12 protein-coding genes and 1 pseudogene are annotated in these 15,833 nt (G+C 72.2%); 6 read left to right on the forward strand and 7 right to left on the reverse strand.

Annotated elements, in window-relative coordinates; translation table 11 throughout:
- Window positions 1-27 precede the first annotated feature (27 nt).
- Together ABTW72_RS12095 and ABTW72_RS12100 are read right to left on the reverse strand one after the other, a co-directional pair.
- Complete coding sequence (locus ABTW72_RS12095) at window positions 28-1,044, reverse strand: GNAT family N-acetyltransferase (protein WP_350857890.1); 1,017 nt, start codon at window positions 1,042-1,044, stop codon at window positions 28-30.
- A gap of 72 nt (window positions 1,045-1,116) precedes the next feature.
- Window positions 1,117-2,348: pseudogene (locus ABTW72_RS12100) on the reverse strand (lytic transglycosylase domain-containing protein).
- 470 nt (window positions 2,349-2,818) lie between these two features.
- Here ABTW72_RS12100 and ABTW72_RS12105 point away from each other — a divergent pair.
- A complete protein-coding gene (locus tag ABTW72_RS12105; RefSeq protein WP_112674337.1) occupies window positions 2,819-3,031 on the forward strand; it encodes an FmdB family zinc ribbon protein in 213 nt (70 codons plus the stop codon).
- Window positions 3,032-3,183: 152 nt separating this feature from the next.
- Complete coding sequence (locus tag ABTW72_RS12110; RefSeq protein WP_350857643.1) at window positions 3,184-6,024, forward strand: ATP-binding protein; 2,841 nt, start codon at window positions 3,184-3,186, stop codon at window positions 6,022-6,024.
- Window positions 6,025-6,176: 152 nt separating this feature from the next.
- Here the strand turns inward: ABTW72_RS12110 and ABTW72_RS12115 are convergent, their stop codons facing one another.
- Window positions 6,177-6,716 carry a phospholipase gene (locus ABTW72_RS12115; RefSeq protein WP_350857646.1) on the reverse strand — a complete coding sequence of 180 codons (540 nt, stop codon included), beginning with the start codon at window positions 6,714-6,716 and terminating at the stop codon, window positions 6,177-6,179.
- Between the two features lie 179 nt (window positions 6,717-6,895).
- On the reverse strand, window positions 6,896-8,557 hold the full coding sequence (locus ABTW72_RS12120) for a glycoside hydrolase family 10-like protein (protein WP_350857648.1): 1,662 nt from the start codon (window positions 8,555-8,557) through the stop codon (window positions 6,896-6,898).
- Between the two features lie 202 nt (window positions 8,558-8,759).
- On the opposite strand from ABTW72_RS12120, the gene ABTW72_RS12125 reads away from it, so the two are divergent.
- On the forward strand, window positions 8,760-10,262 hold the full coding sequence (locus ABTW72_RS12125) for an amino acid permease (protein WP_350857651.1): 1,503 nt from the start codon (window positions 8,760-8,762) through the stop codon (window positions 10,260-10,262).
- 112 nt (window positions 10,263-10,374) lie between these two features.
- Window positions 10,375-11,382 (forward strand): LacI family DNA-binding transcriptional regulator, encoded by a 1,008-nt coding sequence (locus tag ABTW72_RS12130; protein WP_350857654.1) that lies wholly within the window; start codon window positions 10,375-10,377, stop codon window positions 11,380-11,382.
- Here ABTW72_RS12130 and ABTW72_RS12135 read toward each other — a convergent pair.
- From ABTW72_RS12135 to ABTW72_RS12145, 3 genes are all read right to left on the reverse strand, one after another.
- On the reverse strand, window positions 11,379-12,104 hold the full coding sequence (locus ABTW72_RS12135) for a methyltransferase domain-containing protein (protein ID WP_151497530.1): 726 nt from the start codon (window positions 12,102-12,104) through the stop codon (window positions 11,379-11,381). The two genes, ABTW72_RS12130 and ABTW72_RS12135, sit on opposite strands and share 4 nt — an antisense overlap.
- Before the next feature lie 298 nt (window positions 12,105-12,402).
- Window positions 12,403-12,711, reverse strand: coding sequence for a hypothetical protein (locus ABTW72_RS12140; protein WP_091402668.1), 309 nt, complete (start codon window positions 12,709-12,711; stop codon window positions 12,403-12,405).
- A gap of 38 nt (window positions 12,712-12,749) precedes the next feature.
- Window positions 12,750-14,387 (reverse strand): ABC-F family ATP-binding cassette domain-containing protein, encoded by a 1,638-nt coding sequence (locus ABTW72_RS12145; RefSeq protein ID WP_350857658.1) that lies wholly within the window; start codon window positions 14,385-14,387, stop codon window positions 12,750-12,752.
- Window positions 14,388-14,449: 62 nt separating this feature from the next.
- Between ABTW72_RS12145 and ABTW72_RS12150 the strand changes: the two genes are divergently transcribed.
- Together ABTW72_RS12150 and ABTW72_RS12155 are read left to right on the forward strand one after the other, a co-directional pair.
- Window positions 14,450-15,220: an ROK family protein gene (locus ABTW72_RS12150; protein WP_350857661.1), complete on the forward strand. Its 771-nt coding sequence runs from the start codon at window positions 14,450-14,452 to the stop codon at window positions 15,218-15,220.
- A gap of 139 nt (window positions 15,221-15,359) precedes the next feature.
- Window positions 15,360-15,728 carry a tetratricopeptide repeat protein gene (locus ABTW72_RS12155; protein ID WP_112584722.1) on the forward strand — a complete coding sequence of 123 codons (369 nt, stop codon included), beginning with the start codon at window positions 15,360-15,362 and terminating at the stop codon, window positions 15,726-15,728.
- Window positions 15,729-15,833: the final 105 nt, after the last annotated feature.

Here is a 15,833-nt window from a genome sequence, read left to right on the forward strand (position 1 = left end):
CCCCCAATGGACAGTTTCGTGAATTTCTCAGCGCGGCGGATCGGAGCGGTGCACCAGCTCAGCGACGTCGACGCTGTATTCGCACCAGTCCCGGTCGGGGCGGTAGCCCAGCTCCGCGTTGACCTTCAACATCGCCTCGTTGGCCTGCGCGTTCCAGGTCTGCACCTCGATCAGCTCCGGCTCGGCGGAGCGCAACTCCAGCAGCATCCGGGCCTTGATCGCCCGATCGATGCCGTAGCCCCGGTGATCCTGCGCGACGATCGTGTCGTACTGGTCGGCGCGGGTCGGGTGCTGCGCCGGCACCACCACCTCGGTCAGGCCGGCCACCTCGCCGCTCTGCTCGTGCCGGGCGAGCACGATGTACGGCTTCATGCCCCGCCGGTGCAGCGTGTCGAGGCTGTCCCGCAGCCGCTCCGGGTCGTAGGAGCTGGGGCGCAGCTCACCGTCGTCGACGTCGCGCACCTCGGCCTTGGCCCGCGCGTACGCCTCGATCAGGTCGTCCGGCGGCCCGCCCGGGAAGAACTCCAGCTGGTAGCCCGCGCTGATGCCGGTGGCCATCTCGGCCAGCTCGGCCCAGTCCACAGCGGTCAGGTCGAGCACGCTGCGCGTCTCCACGTACTCCCGGTTGAAGCCGAGCGACTCGTAGAACCCGACCGCCGGAGTGTCGCCGACGACCTCGACCCCGATCGACCGGAAGCCCTCCTGGTAGACCCGGCGCGCGGCGCGCAGCACCAGGTCACGGCCGAGGCCGGTGCGCCGGACGGACGGGTGCACCAGCACCTCGAGGACGCCGATGTCACCCAGAAGGAGTACGTGCACCTGGCCGAGGACCGCGCCCGTGTCGCCCGGGGCGGTCGGCTCGGCCTGGGCGATCCAGGAGATCCGCCGCTCGCCGGGCATCACCTCGGCGAGGTACTCCCGCAGCGAAGCCTCCCGCCAGGGCGGGTCCTGCGGCAGATCGGCCGCCAGGACCGCGTTCAGCGTGGCCAACAGCGACGCGATCTCGGCGGACGACGCGGTCCTGGGGTCCCACTCGCGCACCATCACCTGTCTAGCTTGCCGCTAACAGAGGCCCGGGGGAAGTGTCCAGTTCTCCAACGTATCGAGACGATCACTTCATGACCGACTGGCCCGTCCGTACCGGTTCGCGGTGTCGTAGACGTCCTGGGCGTACCGCCGTACGTCGTTGTAGGAGAGGATCGCGTTCCACCAGTCGCCCGCAATGCTCAGGTTTCGGCCGCCCTTGCAGAGGTAGTTTCCCGCTGCCAGGGCGGCGTCGTCCAGGTCGTGCGGGTCCTTGCGGCCGTCGTTGTCCGCGTCCGCGCCGATCTCCTGCCAGGTGGTCGGGATGAACTGCATCGGCCCGATGGCGCGGTCGAGGGTCGCGTCCCCGTCGAGCGCCCCACGGTCGGTGTCGATGATCCGCATCCGACCCTCCTTCCCGTCCAGCGGCAGCCCGAAGATGTTGGGCACCGCCTTGCCGTCCTGCCCCAACCGCGCCCCGTTGGTCGAGCCGTGATCCGATTCGACCTTTCCGATCGCGGCCAGCGTGGTCCAGCTCAGCGCACAGCTGCGGTTGGTCTGGGCGAGCACCAGCTCGGCGTAGCCGTACGCCTGCATGGCGACCGCCGGGACGTCGACCTTGGCACCGACCTGCTGCGCCCAGCCGGCCAGGGCGTCCGACGGTCGGCCACCGATCACCGACCCGGTCGGCAGCCCGTTGCCGGGCAAACCGCCGGTGGGCAACGGGAAGGTCGGCAGCGGCCCGGTGGGCAGCGGGCCGGTCGGCAGGCCGGACGGCAGCCCCGGCGGTGCGACCCCGGTCGGCGAGGCCGAGGCGTCGACCGCGACCGGGCGCGGTGAGCGGATCGCGGCCGGCACGAGCAGCGCTCCCGCCGCGGCGGTCGCGGCCACCAGCGCCAGCAGGAAGACGCCCGGCAGGGTCAGCCGACCACTCGGCCGGCGCGCCCAGGCGCGGGTCGCCTGGGCCGCGGCGGCCGCTGCCCGGCGCGGCGGCAGACGTACCGCGTGCGCGAACTGCACCCGCCGCCGACGGGCCGGGTCGGACGCCGGCACGGCCGGAATCTCATCCACAGTGGTCTTCGCCGGACCCGCGGCACCGGCCTTCGCCTCGTCGGCTGGCGTGTCGGCGCTCGACGTGCCGGCTGACTTGTGCGCACCCGGGTCACTGACGCTGCCGTCCGCCTTCGGGTCCTCGGCTTTCACGGCGCTGGCTTTCGAGGCGTCGGCCTTCCCGTCCTCGGCCTGGGGAGCGCCGGCCTTCGTGGTGTCGGCCTTCGCGCCGTCGGCCTTGAGGGTGTCGGTCTTCTGGTCCTCGGGTTTCGCAGCGTCGGTCTTGAGGTCCTCGGCTTTACCGGTCTCGGCCTTGCCGGTCTCGGCTTTACCGGTCTCGGTCTTGGGTGCCTCGGTCCGGGGGGCCGTCGCCGGGCCGGCGGTCGGGACGGGTTCGGCTGGAATTTTCGTGCCGGTGGCGCTCGCGTCCGGTTCGGACCCCGCGGAGTCGGCTGCGGGGGGCTTGGCCGCTGGCGGAGCCGGCGTGGTGGCCGGTGGCGTGGCCGCCGCTGACGGGGTGGGCGGTGGCGTGGTCCGCGCACCCGGGGAACGCCCACTCAGCCAGGGGCGGCGGGGGCGGGGCACCTTGCGCACCGGGTCGGGCGCGGCCCCTGAGCCTTCGAGCGGCCCGTCCAGCGGCGCGGCCGGTCGTAACGGTTGCACACGCGTGTCGTCCTCGCCGTCCACCACCTGTCGAGTATCACCCATGCGCCGCGAACCGCCAGATCCACGTACCCTGGATGCCATGCCCCGGTACGAGTTCCGCTGCCGCGCCTGCGGCGACACCTTCGAGGTCAACCGTTCGATGGCGGCGGCCGGTGAGCCGGCCAGCTGCCCTCAGGGACACGCCGACACGGTCAAGCTTCTTTCCGCGGTCGCGGTCACCGGCCGCAGTGGTGGTGCCCCGGCACCCGCCGCTGGTGGTGGTGGCTGTTGCGGCGGCGCCTGCGGCTGCTGATCGGGCCAATTCGCTGCCGCCTGGTGGGCCAGCCTTGCCGGGAGCGGGTCCGAGTGGCACGTTGAGGCGGCACTTGCCCGGCCGTTCTCACGATGTGTGATCGCTCGGACTCAGGCAGCATGAACCCGACGTCACGGGCGGAGGTTCCTCGCATGTCGCCACGGATCCAGCTCCCGAGCGGTTGGGTGACCTTCGTATTCACCGATATCGAGGGCTCGACCCGGCTGGCTCAGCTGCTCGGCCCGGACTACCGCCCGGTGCTCGCCGAGCATCGACGGCTGCTGCGCTGCACGCTGGCCAGCACGGGCGGCGCGGAGCTGCTGACCGAGGGCGACTCGTTCTTCCTGGCCTTCGAGGAAGCGACAGCGGCGATGACCGCGTGCCTGACCGCCCAGCGGGCACTGTCCAGCCACGACTGGCCCACCTCCGAGGCCGCGCCCCGGGTGCGGATGGGCCTGCACACCGGCTATGCCGAGCCACGCGACGGCGAGTACGCCAGCCCCGAGGTGCACCGGGCTGCCCGGGTGGCGGCCGCCGCGCACGGCGGGCAGGTGCTCTGTACGGCGTCCACCGCACGTCGGGCCGAGCCGATGCCGCCGGGTGCGACCCTGCTCGACCTGGGCCTGCACCGACTGCGCGGCTTCGATGACCGGGAACGACTGTTCCAACTGGTCGCCCCGGGTCTGGAGCGGCAGTTCCCCCGGCCCCGCACCGCTGACGCGGTGGCGCACAACCTGCCCACCCAGGTGACCTCGTTCGTCGGCCGGCAGGCCGAGCGCATCGAGTTGGGCCTGCTGGTGCGTCAGCACCGCCTGGTCACCGTGCTGGGCGCCGGCGGCGCGGGCAAGACCCGGCTCGCTGTGGAGTTGGCCAGCGGAGTTGTCGAGGCGTACCCGGACGGGGTCTGGTTCGTCGACATCGCCTCGGTGACCGACCCGGGGCTGGTGGCGTTCGCCATCGCCGCCGTGCTCGGCCTGCGTCCCGAGCCGGGTCGGCCGATGCTGGACACCCTCGTCGAGTACGCGGCCGGCCGCCGGATGCTGGTCGTACTGGACACCTGCGACACCCAACCGGCCGCCTGCGCCGAGGTGATCGCGCGGCTGCTGTCCGGCGGGGGCGGTGTACGGGTGCTGGCCACCAGTCGTGAGTCGTTCAGCCTGCCCGGCGAGGTGGTGTGGCGGATTCCGCCGCTCTCGGTCGACCCGCGCGCGGACGGTGCGGAGAGCGACGCGGTGGCGCTGCTGCTGGACCGTACGGCGGCGGCGCGCGGTGGTCGGCAGCCCGACCCGGCCGAGTCCGCCGACCTGCGTCGGGTCGTGCAGCGGTTGGACGGTCTGCCACTCGCCATCGAGTTGGCCGCCGCCCGGCTGCGGGTGCTCTCCGTCGGCCAGCTCGCCGAGCGGCTGGACGATGTCCTCGGCACCCTGGACGCCGGCCGGGAGGACCCGGATCCGCCGCCGGTGGAGCGAGGCTGGTCCGGCAACCAGCAGGACACCGTGGACCTGGTCGCCGCGGCGGCCGGTGCGTCACCGCCCACGCCGGCGAGCCGAGCGGTCCAGCGCTCGGCCACCGAACGGCATCTGACCATGCAGGCCACCGTCACCTGGTCCTACCGGACGCTGGGGCCCCGGGCCGCCCGCCTGTTGCGGTGGCTCGCGGTCTTCGCCGGCCCGGTGGATCTGGCGACGGTGGAGTGGCTGCTGGGTGACGATCCGCTGGACCCGCTCTCGGTCCTGGTCGACAAGTCGATGGTGTTGGCCGAGCCGCGCGCCTCCGGCAGCACCTACCGGATGCTCGACCCCATCCGGGCGTACGCGGCGCGGCGGTTGGCCGAGGCGGGCGAGGAGCAGGCCGCTCGGGACCGGCACGTGGCCTGGTCGGCGCACGCGTTGGACCGGGCCCACCTGGGCCAGGACGGCCGGCCGGTGACGCTGTCGTTGTATGCCCTCGATCCACTGGCCGGGGAGCTGCGCGCCGCGCTGCGGTGGTGCGCCACCGGAGGCAGCGCCCGAGCCGGTCTCGGTCTGGCGGGTGGGCTGGACCAGTGGTGGCTGGAGCGGGGCCTGGCCCGCGAGGGGCGGCTGTGGCTGTTCCGGCTGTACGGACGGATCGCGGAGACGGGGGAGCGGATCCCGGAGGCGGAGATGGCGGCGGCGTACCACATGCATTCGCTGCATGCCAGCGCCGACGGCGAGTTCGCCGAGGAGCTGCGCTACTCCCAGCGGGCGGAGGCGGCGGCGCGGCAGGCCGGCGACGCCGGGTTGCTGGCCCGGGTACTCGCCGGCAGGGCCGCGCCACTCGTGGACATGGGGCAGTTCGTCGAGGCCGAGCGGGTGTGCCGGGAGGTCATCGACTGGGCGCACGGGCAGAACGTCATCGGCGAGGCGCTGTTCGCGGTGTTCAGCCTGGCCGAGCTGCTCTGGCGGCGGGGTGCCCTGGAGGAGGCGGCGGAGTTGCTGGGCGCCGTGCGTCCGGTGGAGGCGGCCCGGCCCGTGGAGCGGGGCCGACGTTCGGTGGACATGCTGCTCGGCATGGTCGCGTTGGCCCGCGGCGACGTGATCGCCGCACACGAGCATCTGCTGGTGGCGCTGCGTTCCCGGATGGGCCACGGCTACCACGGGCGGGCGTGCGACACCTTGAACGCGGTAGCGGTGCGCTGCGCGATCGGTGGGGAGCGGTCGACCGCCGCCCGCCTGTTCGGGGCCGCGCAGGCCACCCGGGCGAGCATGCGTGCCACCCCCGGCATCTTCGGCGGTTACTGGGCCGAGCAGCAGGGGGAGTTGCGCGCGGTGCTGGGCGACGCGGCCTTCGACGACGCGTACGGCGAGGGTGCGGAGCTGGGGCTGGACGAGGCCGCGGCGCTGGCACTCGACGTGGAACATCCGGACCTGGCGGCGGACTCGACCCGCTTCAGCACCGGCCTGTCCCAACCAACCCCCCGTCGTCCCGCCGACCCCGACCGCCACCCCGCCACCCGAACCGAACGCGCCTAACCCCACCTGCCCTCCCACCACACCCACCCCCACCCCCGGTCTGGCCGTGTTGATCAAGAGGTTTGCGTCAGGAAACACGCTTCCGGTGACCGGAACCTCTTGATCAACGCCGTCTAGGGGTGGGGGTGGGGGGTGGGGGTGGGGGGTGGGGGTTAGCGGCGGGCGGCGGCGTTGGCTTCGGCTTGGGCCTTCATTCGGGCGGCGCGGTCGATGTCGGCCTGCTGGACGGCAGCTACCGAGCCGAAGATGCTGACCGCCTGGTAGTAGGTCCAGGCCAGGCTGTAGCAGGCCGGCCGGACGACCGAGTTGTACGTGGTGCAGACGCGCTTCAGGTCCTCGTAGAAGGCGCTGTCGAGGCGGGACTTGTTGGCGGGGAACTGGCCGACCGCCTTGTAGTTGCGGTAGCCGAAGTCGTGCCGGTAGCAGCCGAGGTTGAAGGTGAAGCCGAGCGGGTTGTCCGGGCTGGACGAGCAGTAGTCGGTGGACCAGTTGAAGTTGTACTCGGCCCAGGGCGCCCGGTTGACCCGGGCGCTGTTCCACGAGTTGTAGCTGGACGCGCTGGTCTGGGTCCAACTGGAGAGCACGGAGAGCCGTTGGGCGGGGGTGACGGCGGCGGCGGGAGAGGCGATGGCGAGGGTGGCGAGCAGCGCTAACGCGCCCGAGGCGATCAGGGTGGCGAGACGTCGGGGCACGGGTTACCTCCGCGGGGGTGAGCGGGTGGGACGGAAGTTACCGGCGGGTTACCGGATGTCGATGAGTGTCGATCAGCTGATCAACTAGGCGGTATGCGCCTCGCCAACTATTGGTGACATACGTTGAAACAGACGAATGCCCCGGACGCGCGAGGCGTCCGGGGCATCCAGAGAGGCGGTCAGCGCAGGACGAATGCCGGCGGGCTGGCGGGGCTCTCGTTGGCCGACCGGTCCAGGGCGGTCAGCTGGTAGGTGTAGCGCCGACCAGGCTCGGCCGTGGTGTCCACCCAGGACTGGGTGTTGCCGGGCGTGGCCCGGACGGTGTCGACCAGGTGCGCGGCGTCGGCCGTGGCGCACCGGCCGGGCAGCGTGGTGCCGTCGAACCGGTAGATCGCGTACGAGGTGACGGTGCCGAGCGGGCCGACGCCGTCGGCGGGCTGGCGCCAGGTGAGCCGGACACCGTCGGCCTGCCGGGTCGCCTTGCTGACCACCGGGAAGAGCAGCGGCCGGGCCGGCAGGTGGGGCATGGCCGGCACCAGCGCCGGGCGGGAGTAGTGCTCGGCCGCGTAGATGTCGGTGGCGCCGAGCCGGTTGGCCCGCACCTGCACCGCGGAGAAGTGCACGTTGCCCTGCACCTCCGGGTACGACCGGTTGAGCGTCAGGTGGTCGGACAGCTCACGCGGGTTCTGCCAGTACGGCCCGTACGCCGGATCGCCGCTCTTGTAGTCGGCCTGGCCGATGTAGAGCTGCACGCGGGTGCCGCGCACCGTCTCGGCCCACCACGGCACGAGGCGCGCGTAGTCGGCGGCCGGGTACTGGCCGATGTACCAGTAGAGCTGCGGCACCACGTAGTCGATCCACTCCTGCTTGATCCACTTGCGGGTGTCGGCGGAGATGATGTCGTACGACTGGCTGCCGGTGGTGTCCGAACCGAGCGGGTCGGCGCTCTTGTTGCGCCAGATGCCGAACGGGCTGACGCCGAACTTCACCCACGGCTTGGCCGCCTTGATCTTGCCGTTCATCTCCTGGATCAGCAGGTTGATGTTGTCCCGCCGCCAGTCGGCCCGGTCGGTGAAGCCCCGGTTGTGCGCCTCGAAGGCCGCGTCGTCCGGCACCTGGTAGGTGCCGCTGGGGTAGGGGTAGAAGTAGTCGTCGAAGTGGACGCCGTCGATGTCGTACCGCTTGACGGCGTCCATCATGGCGGTCTGGACGAACTCGCGGACCTCGGGAATCCCGGGGTTGTAGTAGAGCCGGCTACCGGCCACGCCGGCCGGTGGGTAGGCGAAGGTCCAGTCGGGGTGCTGCCGGACCGGGTGGCCCGGGGCGAGCTGGGTCAGGTCGGCGCCGGCGCCACCGGGGGCCGGCATGGAGACGCGGTACGGGTTGAACCAGGCGTGGAACTCCAGGTTCCGCTTGTGCGACTCGTCGACGAGGAAGGCCAGTGGGTCCCAGCCCGGGTCCTGGCCGCGTACCCCGGTCAGGTATTCCGACCAGGGCTCGTACGGCGAGGGCCAGAGCGCGTCGGCGGTGGGCCGGACCTGCACCACGACGGCGTTGTGGTGCAGTCGCCCGGCCAGGTCGAGCAGCTCGCGGTACTCGGCCTGCTGGGCCGCGATCCGGTCCGGGTTGGTCTGGGACGCCTTGCTGGGCCAGTCGATGTTGACCACCGACGAGATCCACATGGCCCGGAACTGCCGTTTCGGGGTGGCCGGGTCGGTGACGCAGGTGGCGGCGCTGGTGGTGTCGGCCGCGCCGGGTGCGGCGCTCGCGGGGGTGGCGCTGACGAACGTGCCGAGCAGGGCTGCGACCAGCCCGGCGACTCCGAGTCGGGTGGCTTTCATGCGGTCTGTCCCTTCGTTGGGGCTCCCGGATGTTTCGCGCGGTGCGCGGCAAGATTCGCCGTCGATGTCCGCGTTGCTGGTAGGAAATTTTCACAGTCTGGCCGTCGCCGCAAGAGTTCGTGGTTGACCAATCGCGCCGCTGGGTAGCAACGGCGGTCACCGGCCGCCACGGAGGTGGTCGCACGGTGGGAGGGGTGACCGGGTGTCCGTGCTGCGCACAAAACCAATCAAGGACGTGATAGCCCAGGGTGAGGCGGACGGCAGCGACGGCCAGTTGGGGCTGAAGCGACGGCTCGGCGCGATCGACCTCACCGGCTTCGGCATCGGGATCGTGATCGGCACCGGCATCTTCACGCTCACCGGGATCGAGGCCCGGGACAGCGCCGGGCCGGGCGTGGTGATCTCCTTCGCCATCGCCGGCGTGGTGGCCCTGCTCGCCGCCCTCTGCTACGCCGAGCTGGCCTCCAGCGTGCCGACCGCCGGCAGCGCCTACACCTACGCGTACGCCACGATGGGCGAGATCGTCGCCTGGATCATCGGCTGGGACCTGCTGCTGGAGTTCGCGCTCGGCGCCGCCGTGGTGGCCCGAGGTTGGTCCGGCTACCTCGCCGAACTGCTCGACCTGCCGACCCGCTGGTTCGGTGAGGAGGGCAGCACTGTCAACGTGGGCGCCATCGCCATCGTGCTGATCCTCGGCATGGTGGCGATCGTCGGCATCCGGGAATCCGCCCGGATCACCAACCTGCTGGTGCTGGTCAAGGTGGCCATCTGCGTCTTCGTGGTGGTGGCCGGGCTGTTCTTCGTCAAGGCCGCCAACCTCACCCCGTTCATCCCGCCGGCCGAGCCCGCCGGGAGCGGCGACGACGGCATCAAGCAGCCGGTCACGCAGGCGCTCTTCGGGCTGGAGCCGTCGGTCTTCGGCTTCGTCGGGGTGCTCAGCGCCGCCGCCGTGGTCTTCTTCGCGTACACCGGCTTCGAGGCCGTGGCCAACCTGGGCGAGGAGACGAGGAAGCCCAAGCGGGACCTCACCCTGGGTCTGCTCGGCACGCTGCTGATCTCCACCGTGCTCTACATCGGCGTCTCGCTGGTGGTGGTCGGGATGGTGCCGTACACCGAGATCGACCGGGGCGCCCCGATCGCGTCGGCCTTCGAGTCGGTCGGCGCGGGCTGGGCCGCCGTGCTGGTCTCCATCGCCGCTGTCGCGGGCCTGACCAGCGTCATCCTGGTCGACCTGGTGGCGATGGGCCGGATCGGCTTCGCCATCGCCCGGGACGGGTTGATCCCGCCCTCGATCGCGAAGGTGCACCCGCGCTGGGGCACCCCGTACCGGATCTCGGCGATCATGACGGTGGCGGTCGCGCTGCTGGCCGGCTTCCTGCCGCTGTCCGCGCTGGCCGACCTGGTCAGCATCGGCGCGCTCTGCGCGTTCGTCCTCGTGTCGGTGGCGGTGCCGATCCTGCGCCGCAAGCGGCCCGACCTGGAGCGGCCGTTCCGGGTGCCGTTCTCACCGGTGCTGCCGATCGTCTCGGCGTTGGCCTGCTTCTACCTGATGCTCAACCTGTCGGTGGAGACCTGGCTGCGGTTCCTGGCCTGGATGCTGCTCGGCGCGGTGATCTACTTCGGTTACGGCCACCGCCGTAACCGGCTGGCCCAGCACGAGCCCGCCGTCGCCCCGGCTCCCCGGGAGCCGAGCGCCGACAGCTGATCGACGGGATGCGGGAAGGGCCCCTTGCGACTGCGAGGGGCCCTTCCCCGTCGCCGTTGCACAGAGGGTCGCTGACGGTATGGTGCGCCCGTCATCTCGGGGAGGTTGTGGCGTGCGACACAGACTCAAGGACGTGGCCGAACGGGCCGGCGTCTCCGTCAAGACCGTCTCGAACGTCGTGAACGGCCACCTGCACGTGCGGCCGGACACCCGTGCCCGGGTCGAGGAGGCGATTGCCGAGCTCAACTACCGGCCCAACCTCTCCGCACGTCACCTCCGCAAGGGGCGCACCGGCGTGATCGCGCTGGCCGTTCCGGAACTGGACATCCCGTACTTCGCCGAGCTGGCCCGCCACGTGGTCACGGTCGCCGCCGAGCACGGCTGGACGGTGCTGATCGACCAGACCGGCGGCCGGTGTGACCAGGAACGGGTGCTCGCCCCCGGTATCACCGACCACCTGATCGACGGGCTCATCCTCAGCCCGTCGGCGCTCACCGCGGCGGACCTGGCCGGCCTGGACGGCACCCCGATGGTGCTGCTCGGCGAGCGGGTCGAACACTGCCCGGCGGATCGTGTGGTGATCGACAACGTGGCAGCGGCCCGGGAGATCACCAGCCACCTGATCCAGTCGGGTCGCCGCCGGATCGCGGCCGTCGGCGCGCAGCGCACCGACGAGGGTGCCAGCGCCCGGCTGCGCCTGGCCGGCTACCGCGACGCGCTGCGCGCCGCCGGCCTCGGCTACGACCAGGCCCTCGTGGCGTCCGCGTCGGCCTGGCACCGCGCCGACGGCGCGGCCGCGATGCGGGGCCTGCTCACCTCCGGCGTACGCCCCGACGCCGTCTTCTGCTTCAACGACACGCTGGCCCTCGGTGCCCTGCGTGCGCTGCACGAGGCCGGCCTGCGGGTACCCGAGGACGTGGCGGTGGCCGGCTTCGACGACATCGAGGACGGCAGGTTCGCCACCCCGACCCTGAGCACCGTCGCCCCGGACAAGGAGCAGGTCGCCCGCCTGGCCATCCGGCTCCTCGCCAACCGCCTGGGCGGTGACCCCACCGTCCCCGCCCGGGAACTCCGCGCCCCCTACCGCCTGGAGTTCCGCGAGTCCACCCGGACCCGCTAGTCGAAGAAGCGGGCCAGGTGGGACTGGGGTGCCGGGTCGGCGTCCGGGGGAAGGGGCGTCAGGTCGGCGAAGATCGAGGCGCCGTCGCAGCCCGCGTGCAGTGGGTACCAGCGCGGCGTGCCCGGTGGCCGCAGCTGGCAGATTCCCTTGAACGTCTGCACGTCCATCAGCCGGACGTGGGTCGGGTCGGCCACCGCGTTCACATGCCCCCACCAGGGGCTCATCACGTGCAGCACCCCACCGGGGCGGAGCACCCGATGACACTCGTCGACCAGCGGCAGGAAGTCGATCAGGTGCTCCAGGATGTGCACCGCGAAGAGGACGTCCACCGAGTTGTCGGCGAGCGGCAGCGAGCCGGAGAGGTCCGCCACGGCATCCACGCCGGGCGCCGGGTAGATGTCCAGCCCCAGGTTGCTCGACCACTGCTTGGTCGGCCCACAACCGAGGTCCACCACCACCGGCGCCCGCCCGCCGATGCCGACCCGGCACCAGACGCCGTAGACACCGGCCAGCCGCCCCACCAGGTCCCGCACCAGCCTCAGCTGGGCGGGATCTGCCACGTCGCCGCTCAGATGGGCCACCCCCCGGTCGAACCGCACCTCGACCGCCAGGTCCCGCAACCGGTCATCATGGCGGACCTGGTCCGCCCACGCCTGCGCGAGGGAATCGTCGATCGCCCGCAGCCGGTCGGCCGAGGGCGGAGTCTGTGCCAAAGCGACCATTCGGGCCACCTCCCGCCGCGCGATACCCGCAATCGCGCCCGGTATGCCCCGCTCGTCCACCTGGTCGGCGTGGCCCGCGCATCCGTGCGGCGGCGTGTCGCAGCCTGCCGGACAGGACCGGGTTGAGCGCTATACCTCTGAGGCATAAATATGACTCACAGGTATACCGCTCAAGCGGGACACCGGCCCCAGGCTCGGCCCGGCTCGCTGGCCGCCGAACGCCCAAGCGCCCAAGCGCCCAAGCGCCCAAGCGCCCGAACGCCTACGCGCCCGGTCGCCTGGGTGCCGAGCGGCCGGGTCAGCCGGAGAGGGTGCGGCGGCCGCCGCGCATCCGCTGGCGAGGCGGCGGGTCGGCGGGCTTCGGCCGCTTGAGGTGGTAGCGGTGCAGTTCGTTGTTGCCGGGCAGGGACGGGTCCTCGCTCATCGCGACCAACTCCCAGCCCTGGTCGCCGGCCCGGTTCAGGTGAGCCAGCGCGGTGTCGCCGTACGGCGTCACGTCGACCATCGAGCCGTCCGGGCCGTACCAGACGAAGACGACCTCCCAGCCGAGGTCGTTGGTCGCAGCCTGGCGGCGGCGGACCAGCAGGGCGTACTCCCACTTGAGCATGGCGTCATTCTCACCCCGCGCGGACCCGCGGGCACGGATCAATCCTCGGCGATCCGCCCGGCGTCGACCCGCAGTCGCCGGTTGGTCTCGATGGCGGCCAGCATCCGCCGGTCGTGGGTGACCAGCAGCAGCGTTCCGGGGTAGCTGGCCAGCGCCGATTCGAGCTGCTCGATGGCGGGCAGGTCCAGGTGGTTGGTGGGCTCGTCCAGCACCAGCAGGTTGACCCCACGGCCCTGGAGCAGGGCCAGCGCGGCCCGGGTCCGCTCACCGGGGGAGAGGGTGGCCGCCGGTCGGGGCACGTGCGCCGCCCGCAGTCCGAACTTGGCCAGCAGGGTCCGCGCGTCCGCCGGCGACAGGTGGGGTACGGCCGCCTCGAACGCGTCGATCAGCGGCGCGTCGCCGAGGAACAGCCCGCGAGCCTGGTCCACCTCGCCGACCACCACGCCGGGCCCGAGCGAGGCGGTGCCGGCGTCCAGCGGCAGCCGGCCCAGCAGCGCGGCCAACAGGGTGGACTTGCCCGAGCCGTTCGCCCCGGTCACCGCGACCCGGTCCGCCCAGTCGATCTGGAGGTCGACCGGGCCGAGGGTGAAGCCACCACGGCGTACCACGGCTCCGCGCAGCGTGGCCACGACGGCGCCGGCGCGGGGGGCGGCGGCGATCTCCATCCGCAGCTCCCACTCCTTGCGGGGCTCCTCGACCACGTCGAGCCGTTCGATCAGCCGTTCGGTCTGCTTGGCCTTGGCGGCCTGCTTCTCGCTCGACTCGCTGCGGAACTTGCGGCCGATCTTGTCGTTGTCGGTGGCCTTTCGGCGGGCGTTGCGCACGCCCTTCTCCATCCAGCCACGCTGGGTGCGGGCCCGAGCCTCCAGACCGGCCTTGGTGTCGGCGTACTCCTCGAAGTCCGCGCGGGCGTGCCGGCGGGCCACCTCGCGCTCCTCCAGGTAGGCCGCGTAGCCGCCGCCGTAGTGGTGCACCTGCTGCTGCGGCAGGTCCAGCTCCACGACCCGGGTCACCGTGCGGGTGAGGAACTCCCGGTCGTGACTGACCAGCACCGTGCCGGCGCGCAGCCCGGTGACGAACTCCTCCAGCCGCTCCAACCCGGCCAGGTCCAGGTCGTTGGTCGGCTCGTCGAGCAGGAACACGTCGTACCGGCTGAGCAGCAGCGACGCGAGCCCGGCCCGGGCCGCCTGACCGCCGGAGAGCCCGGTCGTCGGGTGATCCAGGTCGACTGCGAGACCCAGGTCGGCGCTCACCTGCTCGGCGCGTTCGTCGAGGTCCGCGCCGCCGAGGGCGAGCCAGCGCTCCAGCGCGTCGCCGTACGCGTCGTCGGCGCCCGCCGCCCCGGCGGTCAGTGCCTCGGTCGCCGCGTCCAACGCCGCCTGCGCGGCGGTCACCCCGGTCCTGCGGGCCAGGAAGTCCCGTACCGTCTCACCCGGCCGTCGTTCCGGCTCCTGCGGCAGGTGGCCGACGCTCGCGGTGGGCGGGCTGAGCCGCACGCTGCCGGCCTCGACCGGCAACAACCCGGCGAGGGTACGCAGCAGCGTCGACTTGCCGGCCCCGTTCGGCCCGACCAGCCCGACCACGTCGCCGGGGGCGACCACCAGGTCCAATCCGGCGAAGAGCGGGCGGTCGCCGTGCCCGGCGGCCAGGTCCTTGACGATCATCGTGGCGCTCATCAGGACGGCAGCCTATCCGGCCGCCCGCATACGACCGGCCGGCAGCGGGCAGACTCAACGACGTGGTGACCACACTGGCGATCGACTGTGGCGGCGGGGGCATCAAGGCGTCCGTGCTCGACGAGGCGGGAACGATGCGGGCCCGGCCGCTGCGGGTGCCCACCCCGTACCCGTTGCCGCCCGCGCTGTTTGTCCGGACCCTGCGCGATCTCGGCGGGCGTCTGCCAACAGCGGACCGGCTCACGGTCGGCGTACCCGGGATGATCCGGCACGGAGTGGTAGTGAGCACGCCGCACTACGTGACCCGCAACGGCCCCCGCAGCCGGGTCGACCCGGACCTGGTCGCCGAATGGTCCGGCTGGGACGCGCGCGGCGCGCTGGCCGACGCGTTCGGGGTGCCGGCGCTGGTGCTCAACGACGCCGAGGTGCACGGCGCCGGAGTGGTCGCCGGCACCGGCTGCGAGCTGGTGCTGACCCTGGGGACGGGGCTGGGCAGCGCGCTCTTCGACGGCGGGGTGCTCGCACCGCACCTGGAGCTGTCGCACGCGCCGGTGCGCTGGGGCACCACCTACGACACGTACGTCGGCGAACCGGAACGGCGGCGGCTCGGCGACGCCTTCTGGTCCCGCCGGATCCGGCAGGTGGTGGACGGCCTCCGCCCGGTGTTCCGCTGGGACCGGCTCTACCTGGGTGGGGGTAACTCCCGACTGATCCGGCCCGAGCAACTTTCCCGGATGGGCGACGACGTGGTGGTGGTGCCGAACACCGCCGGAATCGTCGGCGGTGTCCGCGCCTGGGAACTTTCCGCCGGACGCCGGGACGCCCGCACCTGACCCTTCGGCGACCGTCGGCATCCGTCGGCGGCGTTCGGCGGCCCGAACTGACCCGATCTCGACCCCGGGAACAGTCGCCAAACGTCCGGTGTTGTGCCAGCGTCGGAACAGGTGACGGTGCGACCCGAGGAGGTGGCAGATGGATCTTCTGGCGGACTACCGGCGGGCGACCATGTTCTTCGAAACCGGTGACCCCAGCGGGGCAGCCCGACTGCTGGAGCCGATCATCGACGCCGAACCCGGCAACGCGGCGGTCCGGCAACTGCTGGCTCGGGCGTACTTCCAGTCCGCCCAGCTCAACCGGGCCGAGGAGCATCTGCGCGAGCTGGTCGAGCGGGACCCGAGCGACCACTACGCGCACCACGTGCTCGGCCGGACGCTGGAGCGGCTGAACCGACACACCGACGCGCTGCGGCACCTGCGGATCGCCGCAGCGATGTACGCGGCCAACGACGACTACCGGACCGCGCTGGAGCGGGTGGAGACCCGCCTCGGCGGCAGGCGCTGAGCCTGGACCCGGTGACGCGTGCGGGGCGGCCCTTCGGGGCCGCCCCTTCGTCGTCCGGCGGGCGACCTGGCGGGCGTGCCTAGGATGGCGGACATGGGACCTGAC

Source organism: Micromonospora sp. NPDC127501, assembly GCF_040302185.1.
Taxonomy (GTDB): Bacteria; Actinomycetota; Actinomycetes; order Mycobacteriales; family Micromonosporaceae; genus Micromonospora.

Bases quoted from the DNA above. Each gene is read 5' to 3' on its own strand.
- ABTW72_RS12120 (WP_350857648.1), bottom strand. From the start codon at position 8,557: ATGAAAGCCACCCGACTCGGAGTCGCCGGGCTGGTCGCAGCCCTGCTC.
- ABTW72_RS12140 (WP_091402668.1), bottom strand. From the start codon at position 12,711: ATGCTCAAGTGGGAGTACGCCCTGCTGGTCCGCCGCCGCCAGGCTGCG.
- ABTW72_RS12145 (WP_350857658.1), bottom strand. From the start codon at position 14,387: ATGAGCGCCACGATGATCGTCAAGGACCTGGCCGCCGGGCACGGCGAC.
- ABTW72_RS12155 (WP_112584722.1), top strand. From the start codon at position 15,360: ATGGATCTTCTGGCGGACTACCGGCGGGCGACCATGTTCTTCGAAACC.
- ABTW72_RS12095 (WP_350857890.1), bottom strand. From the start codon at position 1,044: ATGGTGCGCGAGTGGGACCCCAGGACCGCGTCGTCCGCCGAGATCGCG.
- ABTW72_RS12105 (WP_112674337.1), top strand. From the start codon at position 2,819: ATGCCCCGGTACGAGTTCCGCTGCCGCGCCTGCGGCGACACCTTCGAG.
- ABTW72_RS12135 (WP_151497530.1), bottom strand. From the start codon at position 12,104: ATGGTCGCTTTGGCACAGACTCCGCCCTCGGCCGACCGGCTGCGGGCG.
- ABTW72_RS12110 (WP_350857643.1), top strand. From the start codon at position 3,184: ATGTCGCCACGGATCCAGCTCCCGAGCGGTTGGGTGACCTTCGTATTC.